The following is a 22550-nucleotide window of genomic DNA, read 5'->3' on the forward strand; positions in this document are numbered from 1 at the left end:
TTGGGTTTCTTTTATTTTATAGAGAAATGAGGTGTCAAAATGACTTCTTTTACATTTAACAAAGAACGTAAAGAATTTGTTCAAATAGAAAAAGGATGGAAAAGACCGACTTGGGCACCATTGAAGAGGAATTTATTAAGTGTTCCAGGTTATCCAGGAGCAAGGTTATTAAACACACAAACCGAAATTCGTGTTCTTTCTATTCCTGTCGGAATTATTGTTCCTGATGGTGGAGACTTAGAACTATTAAAAGAAGAAATCGCAAATTGGTTAATTACAGAGCAACCAACAGAACTTACTTTTGATGTAGAACCAAATAGAACGTATTTAGCTGTTGTGGATGATAGTTTTGATCCGGATGAGTTTGTAACACTTGGACAAGGAGTTATTAAATTCATTTGTCCAATGCCTTATAAATTAGGGAAAACAAATACACACACCTTTACTCAAAATTGGTCTACAGAAATAACCTCTAATTTTACTAATAAAGGTAGTGTAGAAGCTCCACCAATAATTGAAATGATTGTTAAAAAACCAAGCACCTTCTTAGATGTATGGTTTGGTAAATATCCTTTAGATCGAAATTATTTTCGAATTGGCTATCCATTAACTGTGGAAGAATCAACTGTACAAGAGCGAGAACGAGTCTTGTGGGATGAAATGTCATCCATTGTAGGTTGGACTCCTGTTACCGGACAAGTGGAAGAAATGAAAAGTACAGGGGAACTGAAGGTGAAGGACGGAACAGCGATTTATTGTTCTTATTACGGTGAAGAAGGTACGAAAGGGTTTCATGGTGGTATTTCAAAGAAAAGTATACCTGGTGGACCTATTCAAGATTTCGAAATGGAAGCAAGAGTACATTTGCAATCTAAAAATATAGATCAAATGGGGCGTGTGGAAGTCCTACTTTTAGATGAAGCGAGTAATGTTGTAGCTCGTATTAATATGAATGATTTATATGGCGATGCTGAGATTACCAAATCATATATGAGGATTGGTAACAACGGAACACCTAACAGTATTCGGAAATTAGTTGATACAAGCGGAGTGCATCCTAATACTTTCAATAATTTTCATGGAAGGTTACGTATTGCCAGACGTGGGAAAGAATGGTCTGTTTATGTGGCACGTTTTAGAGATGGTACAGAAATAGACGATGCTTCACTTGTTGAACGTTGGATTGACGAAACAGGAAACCCGATGACGGAAAGAAAAATCGCACAAGTCATGATTGCCATTTGTCGGTGGGATAGAAATACACCTGTTTATACCATGCAAATTGATGATTTAAAGATCTGGAAGATAAACAAAGTCCCTTCCAATACAAAGCCTTATATTTTCGATACAGGAGACAAAGTGATTATCGATACAGAAAGAAGTCTTGTTACGATTAATGGGAAAGACGCCATTAATATTAAAGATATATTTAGTGAGTTTCCTAAGATCATACGTGGAGATAATCAGATTGATATTATGCCACCAGATGTTACAGCGACAATCAGTTACAGGGAGAGATACAGATGAGAACGCCAAGTGGTGAATTGCATGTTGTTGATTTTAAAACAGAACAAATCGTAGCATCTATTCAGCCTAAAGATTATTGGGATGATAAAAGGCATTGGGAAATCAAAAATAACATTGATACATTAGAGTTTAGAGTATTTGATAATACAAAGCATTCAACCACACTTATGCAGCAAAACTTAGTATTAAAAGAAGTGCGTGATGGTCGTATCGTTCCGTATGTAATCACTGAAATAGAAAAAGAATCTGATGATAGATCGGTAGTTGCTTATGCATCTGGTGAATGGGTTCAACTTGCTAAAGCTGGAATTATCCCTCCACAAAAACTAGAAGGTAAGACAGTAATTGAAATGGTGGATATAGCTCTTGCAGGTACGAAGTGGAAGAAAGGGAATTTGGAATATGCTAGTTTCCGTTCCATGACTATTGATGAATTTATTGATCCATTGACTCTCCTTAAAAAGATAGCTTCATTATTTGAATTAGAAATCCAATACCGCGCTGAAGTCGTAGGCTCTCAAGTCGTTGGTCGTTATGTTGATATGATTAAGAAGCGCGGTCGAGAAACAGGGAAAGAAGTAACTCTCGGTAAAGATTTGATGGGAATTAAACGCATTGAAAACTCCCAAAACATTTGCACAGCCTTATTGGGTTTCGTGAAAAAAGAAGGTGGAGAGTTTGTTACTATTACGGAAATAAATAACGGTGTCCCTTATCTTGTGGACAGTGATGCCTTTCAAAGATGGAGTGAGAAGGGGCAGCATAAGTTTGGTTTCTATAGTCCAGAGACAGAAGACCAAGATATGAATCCTAAACGCTTAATGACTCTTATGAATACAGAGTTAAAAAAGCGTGTAAATACATCCGTTTCGTATGAGGTCCAAGCACAATCAATTGGTCGTGTGTTTGGATTAGCGCATGAACTAATTAATGAAGGCGATACAATCCGAATTAAAGATACTGGCTTTACACCTAAATTGTATTTAGAAGCGCGTGTTATTGCTGGCGATGAATCTTTCACTGACCCTACACAAGATAAATATGTGTTCGGAGATTATCATGAAATCATTGATCCGAATGAAGAATTAAGAAAAATTTACAATCGAATCCTTAGTTCATTAGGCAATAAACAAGAAATGCTAGATCAGCTAGATAGATTAGTGAAAGAAGCTAATGAAACCGCTAGTAATGCAAAGAAAGAATCAGAAGCGGCAAAAGCACTTGCTGAAAAAGTACAAGAGAATATTAAAAATAATACCGTCGAAATCATTGAATCTAAGAATCCACCGACAACAGGGCTTAAAGACAGAAAAACATTATGGTTAGATATTTCGAACGGTAAGCCTGGTATTTTAAAACTCTGGAAAGATGGTATTTGGGACCCGGTTGTTCCTGATGTGGAATCAGTTAAGAAAGAAACGTTGGAACAGGTTAATAAAGAGATTGAGTCCACAAAAACGGAATTAAATCAAAAAGTGCAAACTGTAGAAAACAAAGCGAAAGAAATTTCTGGGCAAATAGTTGATGTTCAAAAACAAGTCAATGACAAAGTAGATCAAACGTGGATTAATAATCAATTAAAAGATAAAGCTGATAAGTCAGGCGTCTATACAAAAGATGAAATTAAAGATGGGTTTATTGGTAAACAAATCTATGAAACTGATAAACAAGGGAACGTTAAGAAGTTCCAGGACATTAATACATCTATTGGTCAAACGAACGAAGCTCTTACACAAAAAGCAGAGAAGTCAGAGCTAAAGAAAACAAATGATGGTTTATCACAACTTGAAAAGAAAACGAATGAAGTTGTACAAACTGCTGAGGGTACGAAACAAACTCTTACAGACCTTAAAACGAAAGTTGATAATACGGTAATTGGTGGACGTAACTTATTACTAGAAACAGCTACTAAATCGCATTCAGTGAAGACTGGGGAAAACAAGCCACATACCTATTTTGATGTAGCGAAGGATGCATCTACTTTAATGCAGGGGAAGAATCTTGCTATGAGCTTCCTATTTACAGGCAAGGTTACTGCATGGGGTACAACGAATAAATGGGCTGGTTTTGAAGTGAAGATCACTTTCACAGACAATACATTTCATTATCCGAGTTGCCGCATAGAAAACCGCCTAACACTAGGTAAACAATATAATCAAGAAAGATTCACAGCTGCAGCTGTAGTTATGGATAAGCCTATTAAAGAAATTACTGTTTATGCTTTAGGGCGTGATTTCACTGGGGAAATGTTAATTGAAAAGCCTAAATTAGAAATTGGCACAGTATCAACTGCATGGTCCCCAGCACCAGAGGACCAGGTAACAACAACTGATTTCACTAAAAAGACAGTAGAGATTGAGACTACTATTAAAGGGATTAATACCTCTGTATCCAATGTACAAAACGAACAAGGTAAACTTACTGAACGCATGACGAAATCAGAGCAAACAGCAGATGGATTTAAAAAATCTATTGAAACGTTAACTAAAAAAGATAGTGACATTAGTAATAAATTAAATACGGTTGAATCCACTGTGGAAGGCACTAAGAAGACAATTTCTGATATACAATCTGATACAACATCACTCAAACAAACAACAACTGAAATTAAGGAACAGGCAGGTAAAGTTACCGAAAAATTAAGTAGTGTGGAGAAAAAGTTTGACGATATGAAAATAGGTGGTAGAAACCTAATTCCGAACAGTAAGATAAATGAAACTTCAAGTAATTACGGATTTGGTATTAGAACAACAACTATAGATTTAGTTGCAGATGAAACCTATACTTTGGTGGGGAACGGTAGGGTTGACCAGAAGACTATTGATGATGGAAAATCACTACTTATTTATATTTACGAACCTACATGGAAATATAAAAATATTAATTTCTCTATTAAAACTACTACAGATAGCACTGGATCCATACAATTTACACCTAACTGGTCGGGGAAGTATATTGTAGCATCTTATTTATATCCGAATGGCGGTAGCCGGGCAGGTAAGGCGACAACTAATTGGGTTGCGTTATACAAAGGAAATAAGTCAATGGACTGGATGCCAGCACCAGAAGACCAAGTAACAACCGATGAATTCGCCAAGAAAACAACAGATATTGAAAAAAGTGTAGATGGTGTTAAAACCACTGTAACAAACGTTCAAAACAGTCAGGTTGGATTTGAAAAACGCATGACTTCCGTGGAGCAAACAGCAAGCGGATTATCTTCCACAGTTGGTACTTTAAACAATGTAGTATCCGATCAAGGGAAGAAGCTTACTGAAGCTAATACCAAAATTGAGCAACAGGCAACAGCAATCGGTGCGAAAGTTGAAATCAAACAAGTTGAAGATTATGTTGCTGGGTTTAAGATTCCTGATTTGAAGAATACAGTGAATAAAAACAAAGAAGATTTGCTTGGAGAATTAGCTAATAAATTAGCAACTGAGCGATTTAATCAGAAGATGACTCTGATCGATAACCGCTTTAGTGTTAATGAGAAAGGTATCGATTTAGCAGCAAAAAAGACAGAGGTATATACACAAACTCAATCTAATGATAAATTCGCTACGAATGCTTATGTAAGGGATATGGAGGGACGCATTCAAGTTACTGAGAAAAATATTCTTAGTACCGTTAAACAAGGTGAAATCATTTCATCTATAAATCAAACAGCAGAAACCATTAAAATTAAAGCAGGTAAAATAGAGTTAGATGGAACAACTATAGCAAAGTATTTAGAAGCGCAGGAACTTAGAGGTACAACCATACGCACAGACAATGGCGTTAATTATGTCCACATTCAAAAGCAATTCATCCGTTTAATGGAGTCAAATTTAAGCAGAGTTTACCTTGGATACTATAAAGATCGCACAAGCCAAGTCCAACCAACAGTTGTATTAGGGGGAGATTCTGATTTCCAAGACGGTTCGGTTGTCTTAAGTAAACAACCAACGCAAGGATTCTTAGGAGTAATAAACGGAAAAGATTCTAACGGAGAGCCTTATTTTGTAAGCTCAGTTATATTCAAAAGATCAGGTGATTTGAACCTTAACGCAGGAATGAATGGGAATGTAACTGTTAACTCTGGTAAAGGTATAGGTCATTATGCGAAAGGTGGTTCGTTCTGGGCAGAAGCAACAGACGGAGTCACATTAAAAGGTGGAGCTAAATCTGTATGGATGGACTGTCAGTCTTCTATTGTTTTTAACTTAAAAGGTAAAAATATGCTTGATATAGTTGCAACACCAAACGCCGAGACTGATCTCCGTTTTCAAACAGTAATTCTTCGTAACGGTAATGTTGATGGCTATAAAACGCTTCAGGTGAAAAATGGAACAGGAAATGCGTATAACGCTGTTACAGCATCGGCATTCCAAACGGCATCGAAACGCGAGTACAAGACAAATATTCGCGATATACAGTTTAATGCAATAGAAAAAATTATGGCGCTTTCTATTCAACAATATAATCTAAAGACTGATATAGAAGATCTGTATGAGAAGCGAATGAATCGTGCTGAGGGTGATCCAATCCTTACAACAAACGATATAGAAACTCACTATGGTTGGATTGCAGATGATGAAAACACTCCTGGGTGTTTCGTTACAAAAGCAAGAAATGCCGCTGAAATATATTCTTCAATAGCAATTTTAATACAAGCATTTCAAGATGAAAAACGTGCTAAAGATGCTGAAATTCAAGAGTTAAAAGAAAAAAATGAACAAACAGAATGTAGAATCGAAGCGTTAGAAGAAGAAAACCAACAAATGAACCATAGAGTTGAAGTCTTAGAACAATTGTTAGTTCAGAATTTAATCGATAGAAAACCAGAGCAGCGATAGGCTGGTCTTTTTTTTATTGCCTAAAAGGGGTGGTCAAAGTGGAAGGATTACAAGAAGTAAGAAGCGATGTTCAAGAAATAAAGCAAGATATCAAGGACATTCGTTTGGAAATTAAAAGTTTAGAGATGCGAACAACAGGTAACGAAAAAGACATTATTAATATCAACAAACAGTTGGATAAGATTAGTGCAAATACTACTTGGATCTTACGACTTATTGTCGGTGGAATTATAGGTGCAGCTCTCACTTTCTTAATGAAAGGAGGTGGTATGTAGTGTTTGAAATTACTGTCATGATTGGAATTGTAGTAGGTCTTTCACAGATTGGAAAAACAATTGGATTACAAACAAAATATGTTCCGTTATTAAATTTAACGCTTGGCATTGTGCTAGGCGTTTTATTTTTGGGCGGAGATATAAAAACAAATGTATTTCAAGGAATCATCATTGGACTATCAGCAAGTGGATTATTTGACCACACAAAAATTATAAAAAAGGATGTTGATACTAAATGAAAAGGCTAATGAAACATGTTACCTCACTTCTTATGATTCTAGTACTTGCTGGTTCTTTTGCAACAAGTGCTTTTGCTGATAGAACGCTTATTATTCCTGATTTACCAAAACAACCATATCGTTATGGTGTAGGGGCTTATGAAGGCGTTGTAGCTCATTCTACGGCTACTCCAGAAGCTCCAGCTATTAATATCCAAAAGTATGAATCTCGCACATGGAGAAATGCATTTGTTCATTATGCAGTCGATTGGGATGAAACAATTCAAATTGCTGATACAAAGTACATCGCTTATGGCGGTGGACCTGGTGCAAATAAACGTTTTGTACATGTGGAGCTTTGCGAAACAGCAGATTACGATAAATTCAAACGCAGCTATGATAAATACGTGAAGTTACTTGCTAAAATCTTGCGTGACCGTGGGTTATCTGTAGAAAAAGGATTGTGGACTCACTACGATGTTACAAAGTACCTTGGCGGTACAGACCATGAAGATCCACTTGATTATTTACGTAGTCATGGTGTTTCAGAAGCTCAATTTCGTGCTGATGTACAGCGAGCATACGAGAATTCTAGTGTTGAAGTTTCTGTTCCAGAAAAACCTTCTAAATCAGCAGAAGTACCAACAGCTGTAACTGATGGTGTAGCTTATATTCAAGGGAGCAACGTTAATTTACGCAAAGGACCAGGTACAAGCTATTCTAAAGTTCATCAATTGAATAAACCAGAATCATATATTGTGTGGGGAGAAAAAGACGGTTGGTTAAACCTTGGTGGGGAACAATGGATTAAAAATGATTATTCTTATGTGAAATTCAATAAGAAAAGCACAGTGGATTTATCTATTGTAGGAAAACGCGTTGTGTCCAAGGTGGACAACCTACGATTCTATGATTCTCCATCTTGGCAGGATATAGACGTTGTTGGTTCTGTAGATGCAGGATTAGGCTTTACTATTGAAACGAAAGTAAGTGTGAATGGTTCGCCGCAATATAAAGTACACAACAGCAAAGGAAAAACATACTATGTAACAGCAAATGAAGCTTATGTATATGTAAAGTAATATGAAAAGCCGATCCTTATTAAAGGATTCGGCTTATACATTTTTTCATTTCATTATACTCCATATTCCATTTCTTCTAAGAATTCTCCACCACTCTTGATACATTGCATTATTCTGCTACATGCACAATAAAAGTAATGTTCACTTGTTGCAGTTGATTTTACCGGAACTGGATCTATTTCATGAAACATTTGATCTTTTTAATGAAAGTAATATAATTAAATATAAAAATTATTCATCTTCAACCATTGAATCAATAAATGTTTTAAGAGAGTTAGTTAAATAAAAAACATGTTCTTCTGGGTCTTCTCCATATTCATATTCATGACTCCAATAGTAAATAGATCCTTCTTCACCCTCTTTTAAACTAAAGCAATAGAGATCGCCCCCAGTTTCATCTGCAAAAGGAATCAACCAATCTGGAAGCACCTTACCTACTCGTAAGGTATCAAGACAATATTCTAAATTTCTTCCGCTTTCCTCATCGTATTTAATAGGAATAAATTGAGTCACTATGTACTCATCTTCATCTTCATCTACAAATACGTAGCGTTCAGGTTCTCCGCCGTTATATGTTAAATAATGTTCTTTAAAATCTTCAGGAAATATGAAATTATATTTTGTTTCAACCGTATTAATATCTTTAATCGTTATTTCTTTTTCTGGATTTACGAATTTATTATTATAAGAAATACTCATTTTTTTCTCCTCCAATTTACAGTTAATTTATTTCTTTTTTCTTGGTTTGTTATAAGTTTTTTCCCCATGATGTTGTTCATATTGAGCGCATGAACCAATATGTGGAAGCGTTGCTTCATGCGCTTTTCTATAAGCCAGTTGCATCGTACATGTGCCTGTTTCAGGATCAAAATCATCTAAATGATGCCATGTATATTTTTTATCAGGTGATTTCCTTCCTGCTTCAGGAAACCCAGCCGCCTCATTCGCTGCTTTAAAATCCTTTTGTCTGTTACCTGTCATTTCAATTGGAACTATATTTTTTTGTCCTTCTTTAACTGGATACAAGTACGGAGTATCTTTGAAATCAGGCCCTCCATTTGGAGACGTCTTAATATCTGGAAAACCTTTCTTTGCTGCACGTTCTGCTGGTGTTAATTTACGAGTAGCCTTAACTGTCATCTTAGCACCTTTAGCAAGTTTAGCAAGTTTCCCAACTGGTGTAACACCTAGAACCATCATTCCACCAGCTCCCACTCGATCCAACCATGAAAGTTTATCACCTGTTGAGGGATCTACGCCCTCCCAAACACGTCTGAGATCATATTCACCAGTCAATTCTCCAGCTATATCACGAGCTAATTTTCCACCATCAAATTCTGTTTCCTCTGAAGAAGGTTTACCACACATTGCACCTTCTTCCATTGTAACATCTTGATTATCTGCATTACGGAATTTTTCGGCAATTCGTTTCAAATCCTCTTCTACTTGTATAATTGAATTGATAGATGTAAAAGCTTTTGGTCTCGCATCATTGAACATTTGAACGAACTGTTGATTAGAGGCACCAATCCATTGAAAACACAAATGATCAATTTCATTACATAAATTATTATGTATAGATTCTAATGCGATCCTGGTATTACTTGCACGATTTGCGACTTCTTCTAGCATTTCAGGTGTTACTTTGATTTGAACCATTTTCTTCCTCCCTTTCCCAATTAAAATTATGGGACAATAAGAAAAAAATGTAAATATCTAATTCTAATGTAGAGATAAATGTAGCCTATGTATATGTGAAGTAAGGTAAAAGAGGGATTCCTAGTATGGGAGGAAGCCTCTTTTTCGGCTTCGATATACTATCTTATAAAAAATTAGAATAATATGAATATTATTCTATCCAATAAAATATGGGTAATGTATAATATTCGTATCTAAGGGGGTATACAACATGAAGATAATAGACTTAATACAATTTAGAAAGAAAAAAGAATTAGAAAAAAGATTAGAAAAGCAGATTGTAAATGTCCCTGTAGTGACACAGATTAGTGTAGAGAATGGTGAAGTGAAATTTGAAGTTTCTGGTGAAAGAAAAAAACACTTTGATGAAGAGTGATGTTTAAGCCGTCTCCTTAGTGGAGGCGGCTTTCTTATTGTTATGATGTTTAGAATTTACTTTTAGATAATGCCTTCAATATAGGATTTATGATTTTACTCAGTAAACGAAATCCATTAAATATAGACCTTACAACCTTCATCTAATCATCCCCTTCAAATTAAGTAAATCATACCAATTCAAGGAACGAACTGTAAATACTACATATTCCAAAAAAATGAAATCCTAGGTATGTGTAAAGTAATAAAAAGCGGGTCTACTCACATATGAGCAGACCCGCTTTTATAAAACTTTGACCACCGACCACAAAAACGACCACACACTTAAAATAAATACATTTCACACGCATAAATGACATTTCCTTTTGTTTTTTTGCGATAGAATGCAAAAGGATAACATAAACAACACTAATTGATATGGTATACTTTATACTGCGCATATGGGGATTTGATAATTAAATAAATTCAACTCTTCATGATGTACTATATATAATAGAAGAAGAATGAAAATGTTTATTGGTTTTGTCATCACCCTGTTGGAGTCAACCTCATGCGCCTAATGGCTACAAAAAACATCTACTTCGTCCCATTCGGCCAAGATGCACCAGAGAAAAAACCGAACTCAATGGTAGCTCGTATGGAGTTACTTGAAGATACAGTATTAGAAGCATTACAAGGGAAACAATTGCAACCCGTTGTTGTAGAAAAATTCAGATATATGAATTAAAAAACGAAAAAAACGGACAATTTTTGATGAAACCATCATTCTTACTGTAGAATATGATAAAATTAACGTTATTAAGATTGGAAGGGGCATAGTAAGCTCCTTCTAATTCTAAGTTATAGAAGGATTGGTATCTAGAAAGGGGCATAGTGATGGAAAAGCAAAAAACTTTTCATGTCGCTGTAGTTGGAGCAACCGGCGCAGTTGGTGAACAAATGTTAAATACTTTAGAGAAACGAGAATTTCCAATCGGGAAGTTAACGTTACTTTCATCTAAACGATCTGCAGGTAAGAAACTTGTATTTAAAGGCGAAGAATTTACAGTTCAAGAGGCAACTCCTGAAAGTTTTGAAGGAGTAGATATCGCACTATTTAGTGCTGGTGGATCTGTATCGAAACAATTAGCGCCAGAAGCAGCAAAGCGCGGTGCGATTGTTGTTGATAATACAAGTGCATTCCGTATGACAGAAAACGTGCCACTTGTTGTACCTGAAGTAAATGAAAACGACTTAAAAGAACATAATGGTATTATTGCAAATCCGAACTGTTCTACAATTCAAATGGTAGTAGCTCTTGAGCCAGTTCGTCAGCAATATGGTTTAAAACGAGTAATCGTTTCCACATACCAAGCTGTATCAGGTGCTGGTGCGGCAGCGATTGAAGAACTTCATGAACAATCACAAGCAATCTTAAATGGCGAAGAAGTTAAGGCGAATGTTTTACCTGTATCAGGTGATAAAAAACATTACCAAATTGCTTTTAATGCGATTCCACAGATTGATAAGTTCCAAGATAATGGATTTACGTTTGAAGAAATGAAAATGATTAATGAAACGAAAAAAATTATGCATATGCCTGAATTAGAAGTAGCGGCAACATGTGTACGTTTACCAGTTGTATCAGGGCATTCTGAGTCTGTTTACATCGAAGTAGAAAAAGAAGGCGTAACAGTAGCAGAATTAAAGAGCTTACTTGCAAATGCGGAAGGTATTGTTCTGCAAGATAATCCAGAAGAGCAGTTATATCCAATGCCAGCTACTGCAGTAGGTAAAAACGAAGTATTCGTTGGAAGAATCCGTAAAGATTTAAATAACGATAAAGGATTCCATCTTTGGGTCGTATCTGATAACTTATTAAAAGGCGCTGCATGGAATTCTGTTCAAATTGCAGAGCGCTTAGTAAAATTACAATTAGTGTAAACGGCTAAGAGAAGGTGCAAAATATGAAAATAATTGTTCAAAAATTTGGTGGCACATCAGTACGTGATGAAAATGGACGTAAGCATGCGCTTCATCATATAAAAAAATCGTTAGCTGCTGGTTATAAAGTAGTTACTGTCGTATCTGCTATGGGCCGTAAAGGTGAACCGTATGCAACGGATACGTTATTAAGTCTTGTAAATCAAGAGGAATCTACTATTTCTAAACGTGAGCAAGATTTATTATTATCATGTGGAGAGTTAATCTCTGCAATTGTTTTCTCTAATATGTTGAATGAGAACGGCATTAAAGCAGCAGCATTAAATGGTGCACAAGCTGGTTTTGTAACAAATGATGACTTTACGAATGCGAAGATTATTGAAATGAATTGCGATCGTATACATGAAGAGTTACAAAGTTTAGATGTAATTGTCGTTACAGGATTCCAAGGGCAAACGAAAAAAGGTGATACGACAACACTTGGACGCGGAGGTAGCGATACTTCAGCTTCAGCGTTAGGTGTTGCGCTTCATGCTGAATACATCGATATCTTCACGGATGTAGAAGGTGTTATGACTGCGGATCCTCGTATCGTAAAAGATGCACGTCATCTTCAAACTGTAACGTACAATGAAATTTGTAACATGGCATATCAAGGTGCAAAAGTTGTTCATCCACGTGCAGTTGAAATTGCAATGCATGCCAAAGTACCACTTCGTGTGCGTTCTACGTATTCTGATAGTGAAGGTACGCTTATTTCAGCATCGGACGGTGCTACAAAAGGCCGTGATGTAGAAGAACGGCCTGTTACAGGTATCGCTCATGTGTCAAATGTGACGCAAATTAAAGTGCTTGCAAAAGAAACGGCATATGATTTGCAGCAGCATGTGTTTAAAGAAATGGCGAATGAAGGAATAAGTGTCGATTTAATTAACATTTCACCTACTGGGGTAGCTTATACGGTGAGTGATAGTGTATCAAGTCGTGCAGTTGAATTATTAAAAAACCTTGGATATGAGCCAATTGTGACAGAGCATTGTGCGAAAGTATCTATTGTAGGAGCTGGAATGGCAGGATACCCAGGGGTTACTGCGAAAATCGTTACAGCTTTAGCGGAAAAAGGTATTCAAATTCTGCAATCGGCAGATAGTCATACGACAATTTGGGTTCTTGTAAAAGAAACCGATTTAGTGGAGGCTGTAAATGCATTACATAGTGCGTTTGAGCTTTCAAAAGAAAAGCAACTGGAACAATAAGGAGTGAGACCATGATAGATTTTGGGACAATTGCAACTGCGATGGTAACACCGTTTGATATAAACGGGAATATCGATTTTGCAAAGACAACGAAATTGGTAAATTATTTAATTGATAACGGTACAACAGCAATTGTGGTAGGAGGAACGACAGGTGAATCTCCTACACTAACATCAGAAGAAAAAGTAGCGTTATATCGCCATGTCGTATCGGTTGTCGATAAAAGGGTGCCCGTAATCGCTGGAACAGGTAGCAATAATACACATGCCTCTGTTGACTTAACTAAAAAGGCAACAGAAGTTGGTGTTGATGCAGTTATGCTAGTGGCGCCGTATTATAACAAACCGAGTCAAGAAGGAATGTATCAGCACTTTAAAACGATTGCTGAAAGCACGCCACTTCCGGTTATGCTATATAACGTTCCAGGGCGATCTATTGTACAAATCTCCGTTGATACAGTTGTTCGTTTATCAGAAATCGAAAACATTGTTGCGATTAAAGATGCAGGCGGCGATGTGTTAACAATGACAGAGATCATTGAAAAAACAGCGGACGACTTTGCAGTATACAGCGGTGATGATGGTTTAACATTACCGGCTATGGCAATTGGAGCAAAAGGTATTATTTCTGTAGCATCTCATGTTATCGGGAATGAAATGCAAGAAATGATTGCTGCATTCCAAGCTGGAGAGTTCAAAAAAGCGCAGAAATTACATCAATTACTAGTAAAAGTAACGGATGCACTATTTATGGCACCAAGCCCAACACCAGTAAAAACAGCATTACAAATGGTTGGATTAGATGTAGGTTCTGTACGTTTACCACTTCTTCCATTAACGGAAGAAGAAAGAGTAGCGTTACAATCTGTAATGCAATCTATTCCTCGTTAGTAAAAATGACCTAGTGTGAAACTAGGTCATTTTTATTTTGACTAACTATATGTAAGTGGTGAAAATTAGCTATAGTTAATAGGCTATAATAAGAAGGGGATGGCAGAGTGTAGGATTAGTTAGAAACTGATTACAGAGATAAGATTTTTTAGTGAATATCGTTTCATGTTTATGTAAAGAACTTACATGCATATTTTTCCATTAAAATCCTATTACGTAGGGAAAATAGTGAGTATGATATGAAGATACCCCTCGAAAATTACAGCTTCACTTTAGCGTCTTCTCTTGTCTTTCGCATAATTTAACTTGTGTTCTATTTCTTGTATCAGTTATAATATGGCTAAGTAGCTTAGTACGGGTATGCTTAGCAAAATTGGAAAAAATTATGATTCAATGAAATTTTCATATCATATCGAATAAGATATTTGATTTATATAATGAAAGAGAGGTGAAACCTGGTTTAAAAAATTAACAAGGACATGATATCGCATAACGGTAAGGACATTCGTCTTGGACGGTGAATATATGGTGGTTGCAGAGTTTCCCCTGGTGTCTCTGCAATTTTAGTGAAATCAGTGTTTGCAAGATTTTTAAACCAGGCAACAACATGAAGAGAAAAGAGAATGAGTCTGTTAAAGTATTTGCTCTTGGCGGAGTAGGTGAAATCGGAAAAAACATGTACTGTGTTGAAATTGATTCTGAAATCTTTATTGTAGATGCAGGATTGATGTTCCCGGGAGATGAGATGTTTGGGATTGATATTGTTATTCCTGACATTACATATTTAGTAGAAAATCAAGAGCGAGTAAAAGGACTATTTATTACCCATGGTCATGAAGATCATATTGGTGGAATTGTTTATGTGCTTCGTAAATTATCTATTCCAGTATATGCGACAAAATTAACGGTAGGACTTATACAAGAAAAGCTTGGCGAAGCGGGAATGTTAGGCCGTGTAGACTTAAAAACAATTGACTCGAATTCAACAGTAGAGTTTAATTCAACTAATGTGTCATTCTTCGGAACGACACATAGTATTCCGGATTCTGTGGGTGTTTGTTTCCATACATCAAAAGGTGCTGTAGTATATACAGGAGACTTTAAATTTGATCAAACTCCAATCGGAAATAGTGGAGCAGATCTTGGGAAAATGGCGCAAATTGGAAATGAAGGCGTACTTTGCTTGTTATCTGATAGTACAAACGCTGAACGCCCTGGTTATACAGGTTCGGAAAAAGAAGTTGGTATAGAGATTTCTAAAGTGTTCTATAGTTCAGAAGGACGTATTATTGTTGCTTCATTTGCATCCAATGTACATCGTATTCAACAAGTATTTGATGCTGCTGCTGAAACTGGAAGAAAAGTAGCAGTAGTAGGACGTAGCATGGTAAAAGTGGTAGACATTGCAAGACGTCTTGGCTATTTAGATGTTCCAGAAGGTATGGTTATTTCATTACAAGAAATAGACAATTTCCCAGAAAAAAAGGTAGCTATTTTAACGACTGGTAGTCAAGGGGAACCGATGGCAGCCCTTTCTAGAATGGCGAAGCAAGCTCATAAACAAATTTCAATTCGTAAAGGTGATACTGTTATTATTGCAGCTTCTCCAATTCCAGGAAATGAAATATCTGTATCAAAAATTATTGACTTGTTGTTTAGAGCTGGGGCTGAGGTTATTTATTACGGTGAAAGAAAAGTTCACGTTTCAGGTCACGGTAGCCAAGAAGAATTAAAACTGATGATAAATTTAATGAAGCCGAAGTACTTTGTACCCGTACATGGTGAGTTCCGTATGCAAAAAGCACATGCATATTTAGCGGAAGATGTAGGTATTACGAGAGAGAATATCTTTATCGTAGAAAAAGGTGATGTAATTGCTTTTGGTGACGATGAGGCAAAATTAGCTGGTAAAGTGCAAGCTGGCAATGTTTTAATTGATGGATTAGGTGTAGGTGACGTCGGTAACATCGTGCTTCGAGATAGAAAGATGTTATCTCAAGATGGAATTTTAGTTGTTGTTGTAACACTAGGTAAGGATGAAAAGAAAATAATCTCTGGTCCAGAAATTATTTCACGTGGCTTTGTATATGTTCGTGAATCAGAAGCATTAATCGAACGATCCACAGATATTGTACGTATGATTGTTGAACAATCAATTAAAGAGTATACAATTGAATGGTCTATGTTGAAACAAAATATTCGTGAATTATTAGGGCAGTTCTTGTACGAAGAAACGAAGAGAAAGCCAATGATTTTACCAATTATTATGGAAGTATAAAGAAGATCACCTTTACAGGTGATCTTTTTCTTTTTAACCCTATCGAATGAAATTTATAACTTAAGAAATAATAGTTATATACGAGTGAAAGGGGATACGATATGACAGAACGTGAACGTTATACAAATGAAGAAAAAGAAGCTGAGCCGAAAGAAGTTCCAAAAGAAGCTTCTATAGTGGAGAAAATTCAACAGCTTGGACAGACGAATGTACCACAAATGAATGAATCGCGTATTCATTGCTTAACGATTGTTGGGCAGGTGGAAGGTCATATTCAGTTGCCACCACAAAATAAAACAACAAAATATGAGCACATCATTCCGCAAATTGTCGCGATTGAACAAAATCCAAAAATTGAAGGTTTACTTTTAATATTAAATACAGTTGGAGGTGACGTTGAAGCTGGGTTAGCAATTTCTGAAATGGTGGCTTCGCTTTCAAAACCAACTGTATCTCTTGTTTTAGGAGGAGGGCATTCAATCGGTGTACCGATTGCGGTCTCAACTGATTTTTCATTTATTGCCGAAACAGCGACGATGACCATTCATCCGATTCGTTTAACAGGTCTTGTTATAGGTGTGCCACAAACATTTGAGTATTTGGATAAAATGCAAGAAAGAGTCATTCGATTTGTGACAAAGCATTCGAAAGTAACGGAAGATCGTTTTAAAGAGCTTATGTTTGCAAAAGGCAATTTGACGCGAGATATTGGGACGAATGTAATAGGTGGAGATGCAGTGAAGTATGGTCTTATAGATGATGTCGGAGGTATTGGTAGCGCACTTAGAAAATTAAACGAATTAATTGATGAACGCAAGGATAATAGTGCAGAAGGGACAATGCTACAATGATTTTATATACAATTATGCCAGAACAACTTGTGTATCCGGCCGATTATTCACAATGTGAAAGCCAAAAAGTTGTGAATATAAATGGCGTGGAATTAGTGGTTTCTGAGGAGGATAATCAATGTTACTCTATTGTACGTGTATTAAGTACGAATCCGTCTCACTACCTAGAGTTTGAGCCTGGACAGAAAATTACCTTTTAGCAAAAAGAAGGATTTTGTTTAGGAGCTATGGTATAATATAAAAAACAAGACGGTTGAGCAGCCATGAGTAGGCTGCTTTCTTCTGTTTATTTAACATTTTACAAGAAGTGTAAAAATAGAAGATATAAAGACCTGAAAAATAGAGAGAAAGACATATAAGTAGAGCTTTTTTTATAAGAAAGTTGTACTTAATTTTTAGAACACGAGGTGAAGAAATGGCAAAACAAAAGCAAAGAGGGACGAAGGCAAAGGCAAGACGTACGATAAAGCCAACTTTGTATTATGAAATCGTCGGGTTGACTCTTTTTGCGCTTTCGATTATTACGATTTTGCAGCTAGGTGTTGTAGGGAAATCGTTTGTGTTATTTTTTCGCTTCTTCTTTGGTGAGTGGTACATAATTGGTGTGTTAGGTGTAATAGCTTTATCTGTTGCATTTGTAATAAAGCGTGGATGGCCAAACCTTTTAAATAAACGGCTAATAGGTGTTTATTTAATTGTACTAGCAATATTAATGTTTAGTCATATTACATTATTTAACCTTCTTACGAAAGATGGAGCTGTGCAAAATACTTCTGTAATTGTTAGTACAAAAGATTACTTTTTCCTTGAAATGAAAAAGGGCCCGGATAGTGTTCATTTAGGTGGTGGTATGTTCGGTGCACTTATGTTCGCAACGTGCTACTTCTTATTTGACGAAGTAGGGGCATATATCATTGGAATTATTTTAGTTATTCTTGGAATACTTTGTATAACAAATAAGCATATTGGAGAAGTACTTGCTCCGGTAGGGAGAATTCTTAGAAGCCAATTTCAAGTCATGCAAGGGGATTATAAAGATTGGAAATCTCAAAGGGTCGCCGAGCAAACTGAAAAGAAAAAAACAACAAGAAGCAAGAGGCGTGAACGTGTTGCTGAACAAGAAGAAGTTATTGAGCCAGTAGAAGAAATAGAAATTGGTCCACCAATTATTTCAAATTTTACTGAGAATTATCCAGTAAGTGAAGAGACGGAAAGGCAGATAGAAGAAAATGAAAATGATTTAATCACGCCTCCGTTTATTGAAGAGGCAGTTCCGCCTACGCCAGAAGAACAACCTCAAAAGAAACGAGGAGAAAAAATCGTTGAATCGCTAGAAGGTGAAACGAAAGCACCTCCTATGCAATTTTCTAATGTGGAAAATAAAGATTATAAGCTTCCTTCGCTTGATATATTAAAGTTTCCTCAAAATAAGCAAGTTACAAATGAAAATGCGGAAATTTATGAAAATGCTCGTAAATTGGAACGTACATTCCAAAGTTTTGGTGTGAAAGCGAAAGTAACAAAAGTACATAGAGGTCCTGCAGTTACGAAGTATGAAGTGTATCCTGATATGGGAGTAAAGGTAAGCAAAATTGTTAGTTTAAGTGATGATTTAGCGCTTGCTTTAGCAGCGAAAGACATTCGTATTGAAGCACCTATTCCCGGGAAATCAGCTGTAGGGATTGAGGTTCCGAATTCAGAAGTTTCTATAGTAACGCTTAGAGAAGTTCTTGATTCAAAGGCGAATAACCACCCAGAAGAGAAGTTATTAATCGGTCTTGGACGTGATATTACAGGAGAGGCTGTATTGGCACGTTTAAATAAAATGCCTCACTTATTAGTAGCTGGTGCGACTGGTAGTGGAAAGAGTGTATGTATTAATGGAATTATTGTAAGTATTTTAATGCGTGCGAAACCGCATGAAGTAAAATTAATGATGATTGATCCGAAAATGGTAGAGTTAAATGTATATAACGGTGTTCCGCACTTATTAACACCAGTCGTAACTGATCCGAAAAAAGCGTCACAGGCTTTGAAGAAAGTTGTGAGTGAAATGGAGCGTCGTTATGAATTATTCGCGCATAGCGGTACGCGTAACATTGAAGGGTATAACGATTATATTAAAGAACATAATAGCCAATCGGAAGCGAAACAACCTGAATTACCATATATTGTAGTGATTGTGGACGAGTTAGCTGATTTAATGATGGTTGCTTCTTCGGATGTAGAAGATGCGATTATGCGTTTAGCGCAAATGGCACGTGCTGCTGGTATTCATTTAATTATTGCGACTCAGCGCCCGTCAGTTGATGTTATCACGGGTGTTATTAAAGCGAATATTCCATCGCGTATTGCATTTGCTGTATCTTCCCAAATAGACTCTCGAACGATTCTTGACGGTGGTGGTGCAGAGAAGTTGCTAGGTCGTGGAGATATGTTGTTCATACCAATTGGTGCATCGAAACCTGTTCGTGTACAAGGGGCGTTTTTATCAGATGATGAAGTTGAGAGAGTCGTAGAATCTGTTATTGCGCAGCAAAAAGCGCAATATCAAGAGGATATGATTCCACAAGATGTTCCTGAAACAAAGCAGGAAGTAGAAGATGAATTATACGATGAAGCGGTTCAGCTTGTAGTAGAAATGCAAACAGCATCTGTTTCTATGTTACAACGTAGATTTAGAGTAGGGTATACGCGAGCAGCTCGTTTAATTGATGCCATGGAAATGAATGGTGTAGTAGGTCCTTATGAAGGTAGTAAACCAAGGGGAGTACTCATTAAAGATGTGCAAGAAAAAAGTTCTTAAAAAAAGCCTAATTGTTTTTACAATTAGGCTTTTTTATATGCTGTTTTTGTTATATACTATAGTCAATAAAAAAGAAAGTGCTTACATAACGAAGGGCTCTTTAGAATACGAATGCTTATCGTTTTGATTTTCGAAACGTTCGATATTTAATGTAGAAAAATGTTGAATTCTGTTGACACATATGGGAGCAAGTGGTAAGATTACTTCGAAAAGAACCACTGCCTCATATAATCTTGGAGATAAGGTCCATAAGTTTCTACCTGGCAACCATGAATTGCTAGACTATGAGGGGAAAAGTGTGTAACAAAGGATGTAAGGAATCTTTGTGCCGAACTTTTTCTCGATATGAGGAATGTTTATGGTGCAAAGTTTTTTTTATGGAATAAAGTGTGAAAATTTCATCTTGAAAAATTATTAATATTTATTCGATAATTACGCTTATTTTTAGTATTTAGTAATTTATACTATGTTGTAAGTTGAAAAAAGAGAAAAGAAGTCTTACATCAGAGGTCGAATAATTGAAACGCGGGGGAGTCTTATGTCAGTAAAATCCGATAGTCGTCACCTATATTTGCGGGTGATTGATCACATCAAAGGAAAAATTAAAGATGGGGCTTACAAAGAAAAACAAAAGTTACCTTCAGAGTTTGATCTAGCGAAAGAACTTGGTGTAAGTAGGGCAACTTTAAGGGAAGCACTACGTATTTTAGAAGAAGAAAATGTTGTTATTCGTAGACATGGTGTAGGGACATTTGTAAATGCGAAGCCGTTATTTTCTTCTGGGATAGAGCAACTTTCTAGTATTACAGATATGATTTCTAGTGTGGGGAAAACACCAGGAACAATCTTTTTATCATCATCTACAACAACTTTAACAAAAGAAGAAAAAGAGAAATTTAATTGTGAAGATGGTTTTAGCGCAGTAATGATTGAACGTGTTCGTACAGCGGATGGGGAACCAGTTGTATATTGCATTGATAAACTAGCAAAAGAGATATTACCAGATTTATCGGGATACAATGAGGAATCGCTGCTTACAGTAATACATAATAATACGCACAAGCGTATCACATACGCAGTTGCTCACATTGAACCGATTGGTTATCACTCGAAAATTTCACCGATTTTAGAATGTGAACCTGAAACGGCACTGCTAGTTTTAAAACAAATGCACTATGATCAAAATGATGAGCCAATCTTATATTCTATTAATTACTTTAGAGCTGATAAGTTTAGCTTCCACGTATTAAGAAAACGTATGTAGGGAAGTTCCTTTTTAGGGAGGTGACAGCAAGAAGTAAGGGACAGCAGCGTATGAATCATTAAACAAAACATTTCAGGAGGGGTTTCTAGTATGAAGAAAAAAACAGGTCTTTTATTATCGTTAACGTTAGCAGCAAGTACAGTGTTAGGTGCATGTGGTAACTCGGATAAAGCGGATAGTGACAAAAAAGGGGATAAAGAGTTTAAGGTTGGTATGGTTACAGATGTTGGGGGCGTTGATGATAAATCATTCAACCAATCTTCTTGGGAAGGACTAAAAAAGTTTGGTAAAGAAAACGATTTAAAGGAAAAGACAAATTATCGTTACCTACAGTCTGAAAAAGAAGCAGATTATATTCCGAACTTAAAGAAATTTTCAAAAGATAAGTATGATTTATCTTTCGGGATTGGTTATAAATTAGAAGGTGCAATTAAAGAAGTAGCAAAAGAATCTCCAAAACAACAATTCGCAATCGTTGATACTGTTGTAGATGCACCAAACGTAACAAGCATTACATTTAAAGATCATGAAGGCTCATTCCTTGTAGGTGCAGTAGCAGCTATGTCAACGAAATCGAATAAAGTAGGATTTGTTGGTGGAATGAAGAGTGATTTAATTAGTAAATTCGAAAATGGATTTAAAGCCGGTGCCAAGGCAGTAAATCCAAATATTGAAATCGTATCTGAATATGCAGAAGCATTTGATAAACCTGAAAAAGGTACAGTTCTTGCTTCAGCAATGTATGGTCAAGGCGTAGATGTAATTTATCATGCTGCTGGTGGTACAGGTAATGGTGTGTTCACTGAAGCGAAAAACCGTAAGAAAAAAGGTGAAAACGTTTGGGTAATCGGTGTTGACCGTGACCAAAACCAAGAAGGTATGCCTGAAAACGTAACATTAACTTCAATGGTAAAACGTGTAGATATCGCTGTTGAAAAAGTAGCACAAGAAGCGAAAGACGGTAAATTAAAAGGCGGTAAAGTAGAGGCGTTTGGTTTAAAAGATGACGGCGTTGGTATTGCAAAAACAACTGACAACGTGAAAAAAGTTAACCCTGAAATTTTAACAAAAGTAGAAGAGTTTGAAAAGAAAATTACAGATGGTGCAATTAAAGTACCAGCTACAGATAAAGAGTATAAAGAATATGAAGCTTCTCTAAAAAAATAAATAGAGAAATAGCAAAGGTTAGTTCATAGAACTAACCTTTGTATGTATAAAACTTCCGAATTGCTTAATAAGTTAATAGTGTAATAGGGGAATGTTCCCTGT

Annotated in this window: 17 protein-coding genes, 2 pseudogenes and 1 riboswitch; of the genes and pseudogenes, 17 read left to right on the top strand and 2 right to left on the bottom strand. The window is 36.2% G+C overall.

The features are described from left to right. Positions 1 to 39: 39 nt before the first annotated feature. From QCI75_RS08575 to QCI75_RS08595, 5 genes are read left to right on the top strand one after another with little or no spacing between them, the layout of a single operon-like run. Positions 40 to 1527, top strand: a complete 1488-nt coding sequence (locus QCI75_RS08575; RefSeq protein ID WP_353760275.1) for a distal tail protein Dit — start codon at positions 40 to 42, stop codon at positions 1525 to 1527. Further along, a complete protein-coding gene (locus QCI75_RS08580) occupies positions 1524 to 6365 on the top strand; it encodes a phage tail spike protein (protein WP_353760277.1) in 4842 nt (1613 codons plus the stop codon). The genes QCI75_RS08575 and QCI75_RS08580 overlap by 4 nt, the downstream gene beginning before the upstream one ends. A gap of 38 nt (positions 6366 to 6403) precedes the next feature. Continuing rightward, positions 6404 to 6640 (top strand): hemolysin XhlA family protein, encoded by a 237-nt coding sequence (locus tag QCI75_RS08585; protein WP_000398737.1) that lies wholly within the window; start codon positions 6404 to 6406, stop codon positions 6638 to 6640. Next, the gene (locus tag QCI75_RS08590) at positions 6640 to 6879 is read left to right on the top strand and encodes a holin (RefSeq protein ID WP_353760279.1); all 240 of its coding nucleotides are present in this window, start codon (positions 6640 to 6642) and stop codon (positions 6877 to 6879) included. Before QCI75_RS08585 ends, QCI75_RS08590 begins: the two co-directional genes overlap by 1 nt. Continuing rightward, entirely contained in the window at positions 6876 to 7940 is a 1065-nt protein-coding gene (locus QCI75_RS08595; protein ID WP_353760281.1) for an N-acetylmuramoyl-L-alanine amidase, read from the top strand. The genes QCI75_RS08590 and QCI75_RS08595 overlap by 4 nt, the downstream gene beginning before the upstream one ends. A gap of 231 nt (positions 7941 to 8171) precedes the next feature. Here the strand turns inward: QCI75_RS08595 and QCI75_RS08600 are convergent, their stop codons facing one another. After that, positions 8172 to 8639: an SMI1/KNR4 family protein gene (locus tag QCI75_RS08600; RefSeq protein ID WP_353760283.1), complete on the bottom strand. Its 468-nt coding sequence runs from the start codon at positions 8637 to 8639 to the stop codon at positions 8172 to 8174. A 27-nt stretch (positions 8640 to 8666) separates the two neighbouring features. Further along, positions 8667 to 9599, bottom strand: coding sequence for a WXG100 family type VII secretion target (locus QCI75_RS08605; protein WP_353760285.1), 933 nt, complete (start codon positions 9597 to 9599; stop codon positions 8667 to 8669). A 107-nt stretch (positions 9600 to 9706) separates the two neighbouring features. Here QCI75_RS08605 and QCI75_RS30520 point away from each other — a divergent pair. From QCI75_RS30520 to QCI75_RS08660, 12 genes and pseudogenes are all read left to right on the top strand, one after another. Then, a pseudogene (locus QCI75_RS30520) lies at positions 9707 to 9781 on the top strand (hypothetical protein); the annotation flags it as partial. Between the two features lie 68 nt (positions 9782 to 9849). Further along, complete coding sequence (locus QCI75_RS08610; RefSeq protein ID WP_340777311.1) at positions 9850 to 10014, top strand: hypothetical protein; 165 nt, start codon at positions 9850 to 9852, stop codon at positions 10012 to 10014. A gap of 537 nt (positions 10015 to 10551) precedes the next feature. Then, a pseudogene (gene spoVFB / locus QCI75_RS08615) lies at positions 10552 to 10740 on the top strand (dipicolinate synthase subunit B); the annotation flags it as partial. A 149-nt stretch (positions 10741 to 10889) separates the two neighbouring features. Beyond that, the gene (gene asd, locus QCI75_RS08620; RefSeq protein ID WP_000414857.1) at positions 10890 to 11936 is read left to right on the top strand and encodes an aspartate-semialdehyde dehydrogenase; all 1047 of its coding nucleotides are present in this window, start codon (positions 10890 to 10892) and stop codon (positions 11934 to 11936) included. A gap of 23 nt (positions 11937 to 11959) precedes the next feature. Beyond that, on the top strand, positions 11960 to 13192 hold the full coding sequence (gene dapG, locus QCI75_RS08625) for an aspartate kinase (protein ID WP_098777319.1): 1233 nt from the start codon (positions 11960 to 11962) through the stop codon (positions 13190 to 13192). A gap of 11 nt (positions 13193 to 13203) precedes the next feature. Next, positions 13204 to 14082 carry a 4-hydroxy-tetrahydrodipicolinate synthase gene (dapA, locus tag QCI75_RS08630; protein WP_144505640.1) on the top strand — a complete coding sequence of 293 codons (879 nt, stop codon included), beginning with the start codon at positions 13204 to 13206 and terminating at the stop codon, positions 14080 to 14082. A gap of 607 nt (positions 14083 to 14689) precedes the next feature. After that, positions 14690 to 16360, top strand: coding sequence for a ribonuclease J (locus tag QCI75_RS08635; RefSeq protein ID WP_144505639.1), 1671 nt, complete (start codon positions 14690 to 14692; stop codon positions 16358 to 16360). Between the two features lie 101 nt (positions 16361 to 16461). Then, a complete protein-coding gene (gene tepA, locus QCI75_RS08640) occupies positions 16462 to 17211 on the top strand; it encodes a translocation-enhancing protein TepA (RefSeq protein WP_144505638.1) in 750 nt (249 codons plus the stop codon). Next, positions 17208 to 17411: a YlzJ-like family protein gene (locus tag QCI75_RS08645; RefSeq protein WP_002088064.1), complete on the top strand. Its 204-nt coding sequence runs from the start codon at positions 17208 to 17210 to the stop codon at positions 17409 to 17411. Before tepA ends, QCI75_RS08645 begins: the two co-directional genes overlap by 4 nt. 215 nt (positions 17412 to 17626) lie before the next feature. Then, positions 17627 to 20017 carry a DNA translocase FtsK gene (locus QCI75_RS08650; protein ID WP_144505637.1) on the top strand — a complete coding sequence of 797 codons (2391 nt, stop codon included), beginning with the start codon at positions 17627 to 17629 and terminating at the stop codon, positions 20015 to 20017. A 203-nt stretch (positions 20018 to 20220) separates the two neighbouring features. Continuing rightward, positions 20221 to 20322: riboswitch (purine riboswitch) on the top strand. A gap of 233 nt (positions 20323 to 20555) precedes the next feature. After that, entirely contained in the window at positions 20556 to 21281 is a 726-nt protein-coding gene (locus tag QCI75_RS08655; RefSeq protein WP_144505635.1) for a GntR family transcriptional regulator, read from the top strand. Between the two features lie 90 nt (positions 21282 to 21371). Beyond that, positions 21372 to 22448 (top strand): BMP family lipoprotein, encoded by a 1077-nt coding sequence (locus QCI75_RS08660; protein ID WP_002121702.1) that lies wholly within the window; start codon positions 21372 to 21374, stop codon positions 22446 to 22448. Positions 22449 to 22550 lie beyond the last annotated feature (102 nt).

The sequence above is a fragment of the Bacillus cereus group sp. RP43 genome, from assembly GCF_040459645.1.
GTDB lineage: Bacteria > Bacillota > Bacilli > Bacillales > Bacillaceae_G > Bacillus_A > Bacillus_A mycoides_C.

Excerpts from the sequence above, each read along its gene's own strand:
- QCI75_RS08575 (WP_353760275.1), top strand. The coding sequence starts at position 40 with ATGACTTCTTTTACATTTAACAAAGAACGTAAAGAATTTGTTCAAATA.
- QCI75_RS08580 (WP_353760277.1), top strand. The coding sequence starts at position 1,524 with ATGAGAACGCCAAGTGGTGAATTGCATGTTGTTGATTTTAAAACAGAA.
- QCI75_RS08595 (WP_353760281.1), top strand. The coding sequence starts at position 6,876 with ATGAAAAGGCTAATGAAACATGTTACCTCACTTCTTATGATTCTAGTA.
- QCI75_RS08600 (WP_353760283.1), bottom strand. The coding sequence starts at position 8,639 with ATGAGTATTTCTTATAATAATAAATTCGTAAATCCAGAAAAAGAAATA.
- QCI75_RS08605 (WP_353760285.1), bottom strand. The coding sequence starts at position 9,599 with ATGGTTCAAATCAAAGTAACACCTGAAATGCTAGAAGAAGTCGCAAAT.
- QCI75_RS08610 (WP_340777311.1), top strand. The coding sequence starts at position 9,850 with ATGAAGATAATAGACTTAATACAATTTAGAAAGAAAAAAGAATTAGAA.
- asd (WP_000414857.1), top strand. The coding sequence starts at position 10,890 with ATGGAAAAGCAAAAAACTTTTCATGTCGCTGTAGTTGGAGCAACCGGC.
- dapG (WP_098777319.1), top strand. The coding sequence starts at position 11,960 with ATGAAAATAATTGTTCAAAAATTTGGTGGCACATCAGTACGTGATGAA.
- dapA (WP_144505640.1), top strand. The coding sequence starts at position 13,204 with ATGATAGATTTTGGGACAATTGCAACTGCGATGGTAACACCGTTTGAT.
- QCI75_RS08635 (WP_144505639.1), top strand. The coding sequence starts at position 14,690 with ATGAAGAGAAAAGAGAATGAGTCTGTTAAAGTATTTGCTCTTGGCGGA.
- tepA (WP_144505638.1), top strand. The coding sequence starts at position 16,462 with ATGACAGAACGTGAACGTTATACAAATGAAGAAAAAGAAGCTGAGCCG.
- QCI75_RS08645 (WP_002088064.1), top strand. The coding sequence starts at position 17,208 with ATGATTTTATATACAATTATGCCAGAACAACTTGTGTATCCGGCCGAT.
- QCI75_RS08650 (WP_144505637.1), top strand. The coding sequence starts at position 17,627 with ATGGCAAAACAAAAGCAAAGAGGGACGAAGGCAAAGGCAAGACGTACG.
- QCI75_RS08655 (WP_144505635.1), top strand. The coding sequence starts at position 20,556 with ATGTCAGTAAAATCCGATAGTCGTCACCTATATTTGCGGGTGATTGAT.
- QCI75_RS08660 (WP_002121702.1), top strand. The coding sequence starts at position 21,372 with ATGAAGAAAAAAACAGGTCTTTTATTATCGTTAACGTTAGCAGCAAGT.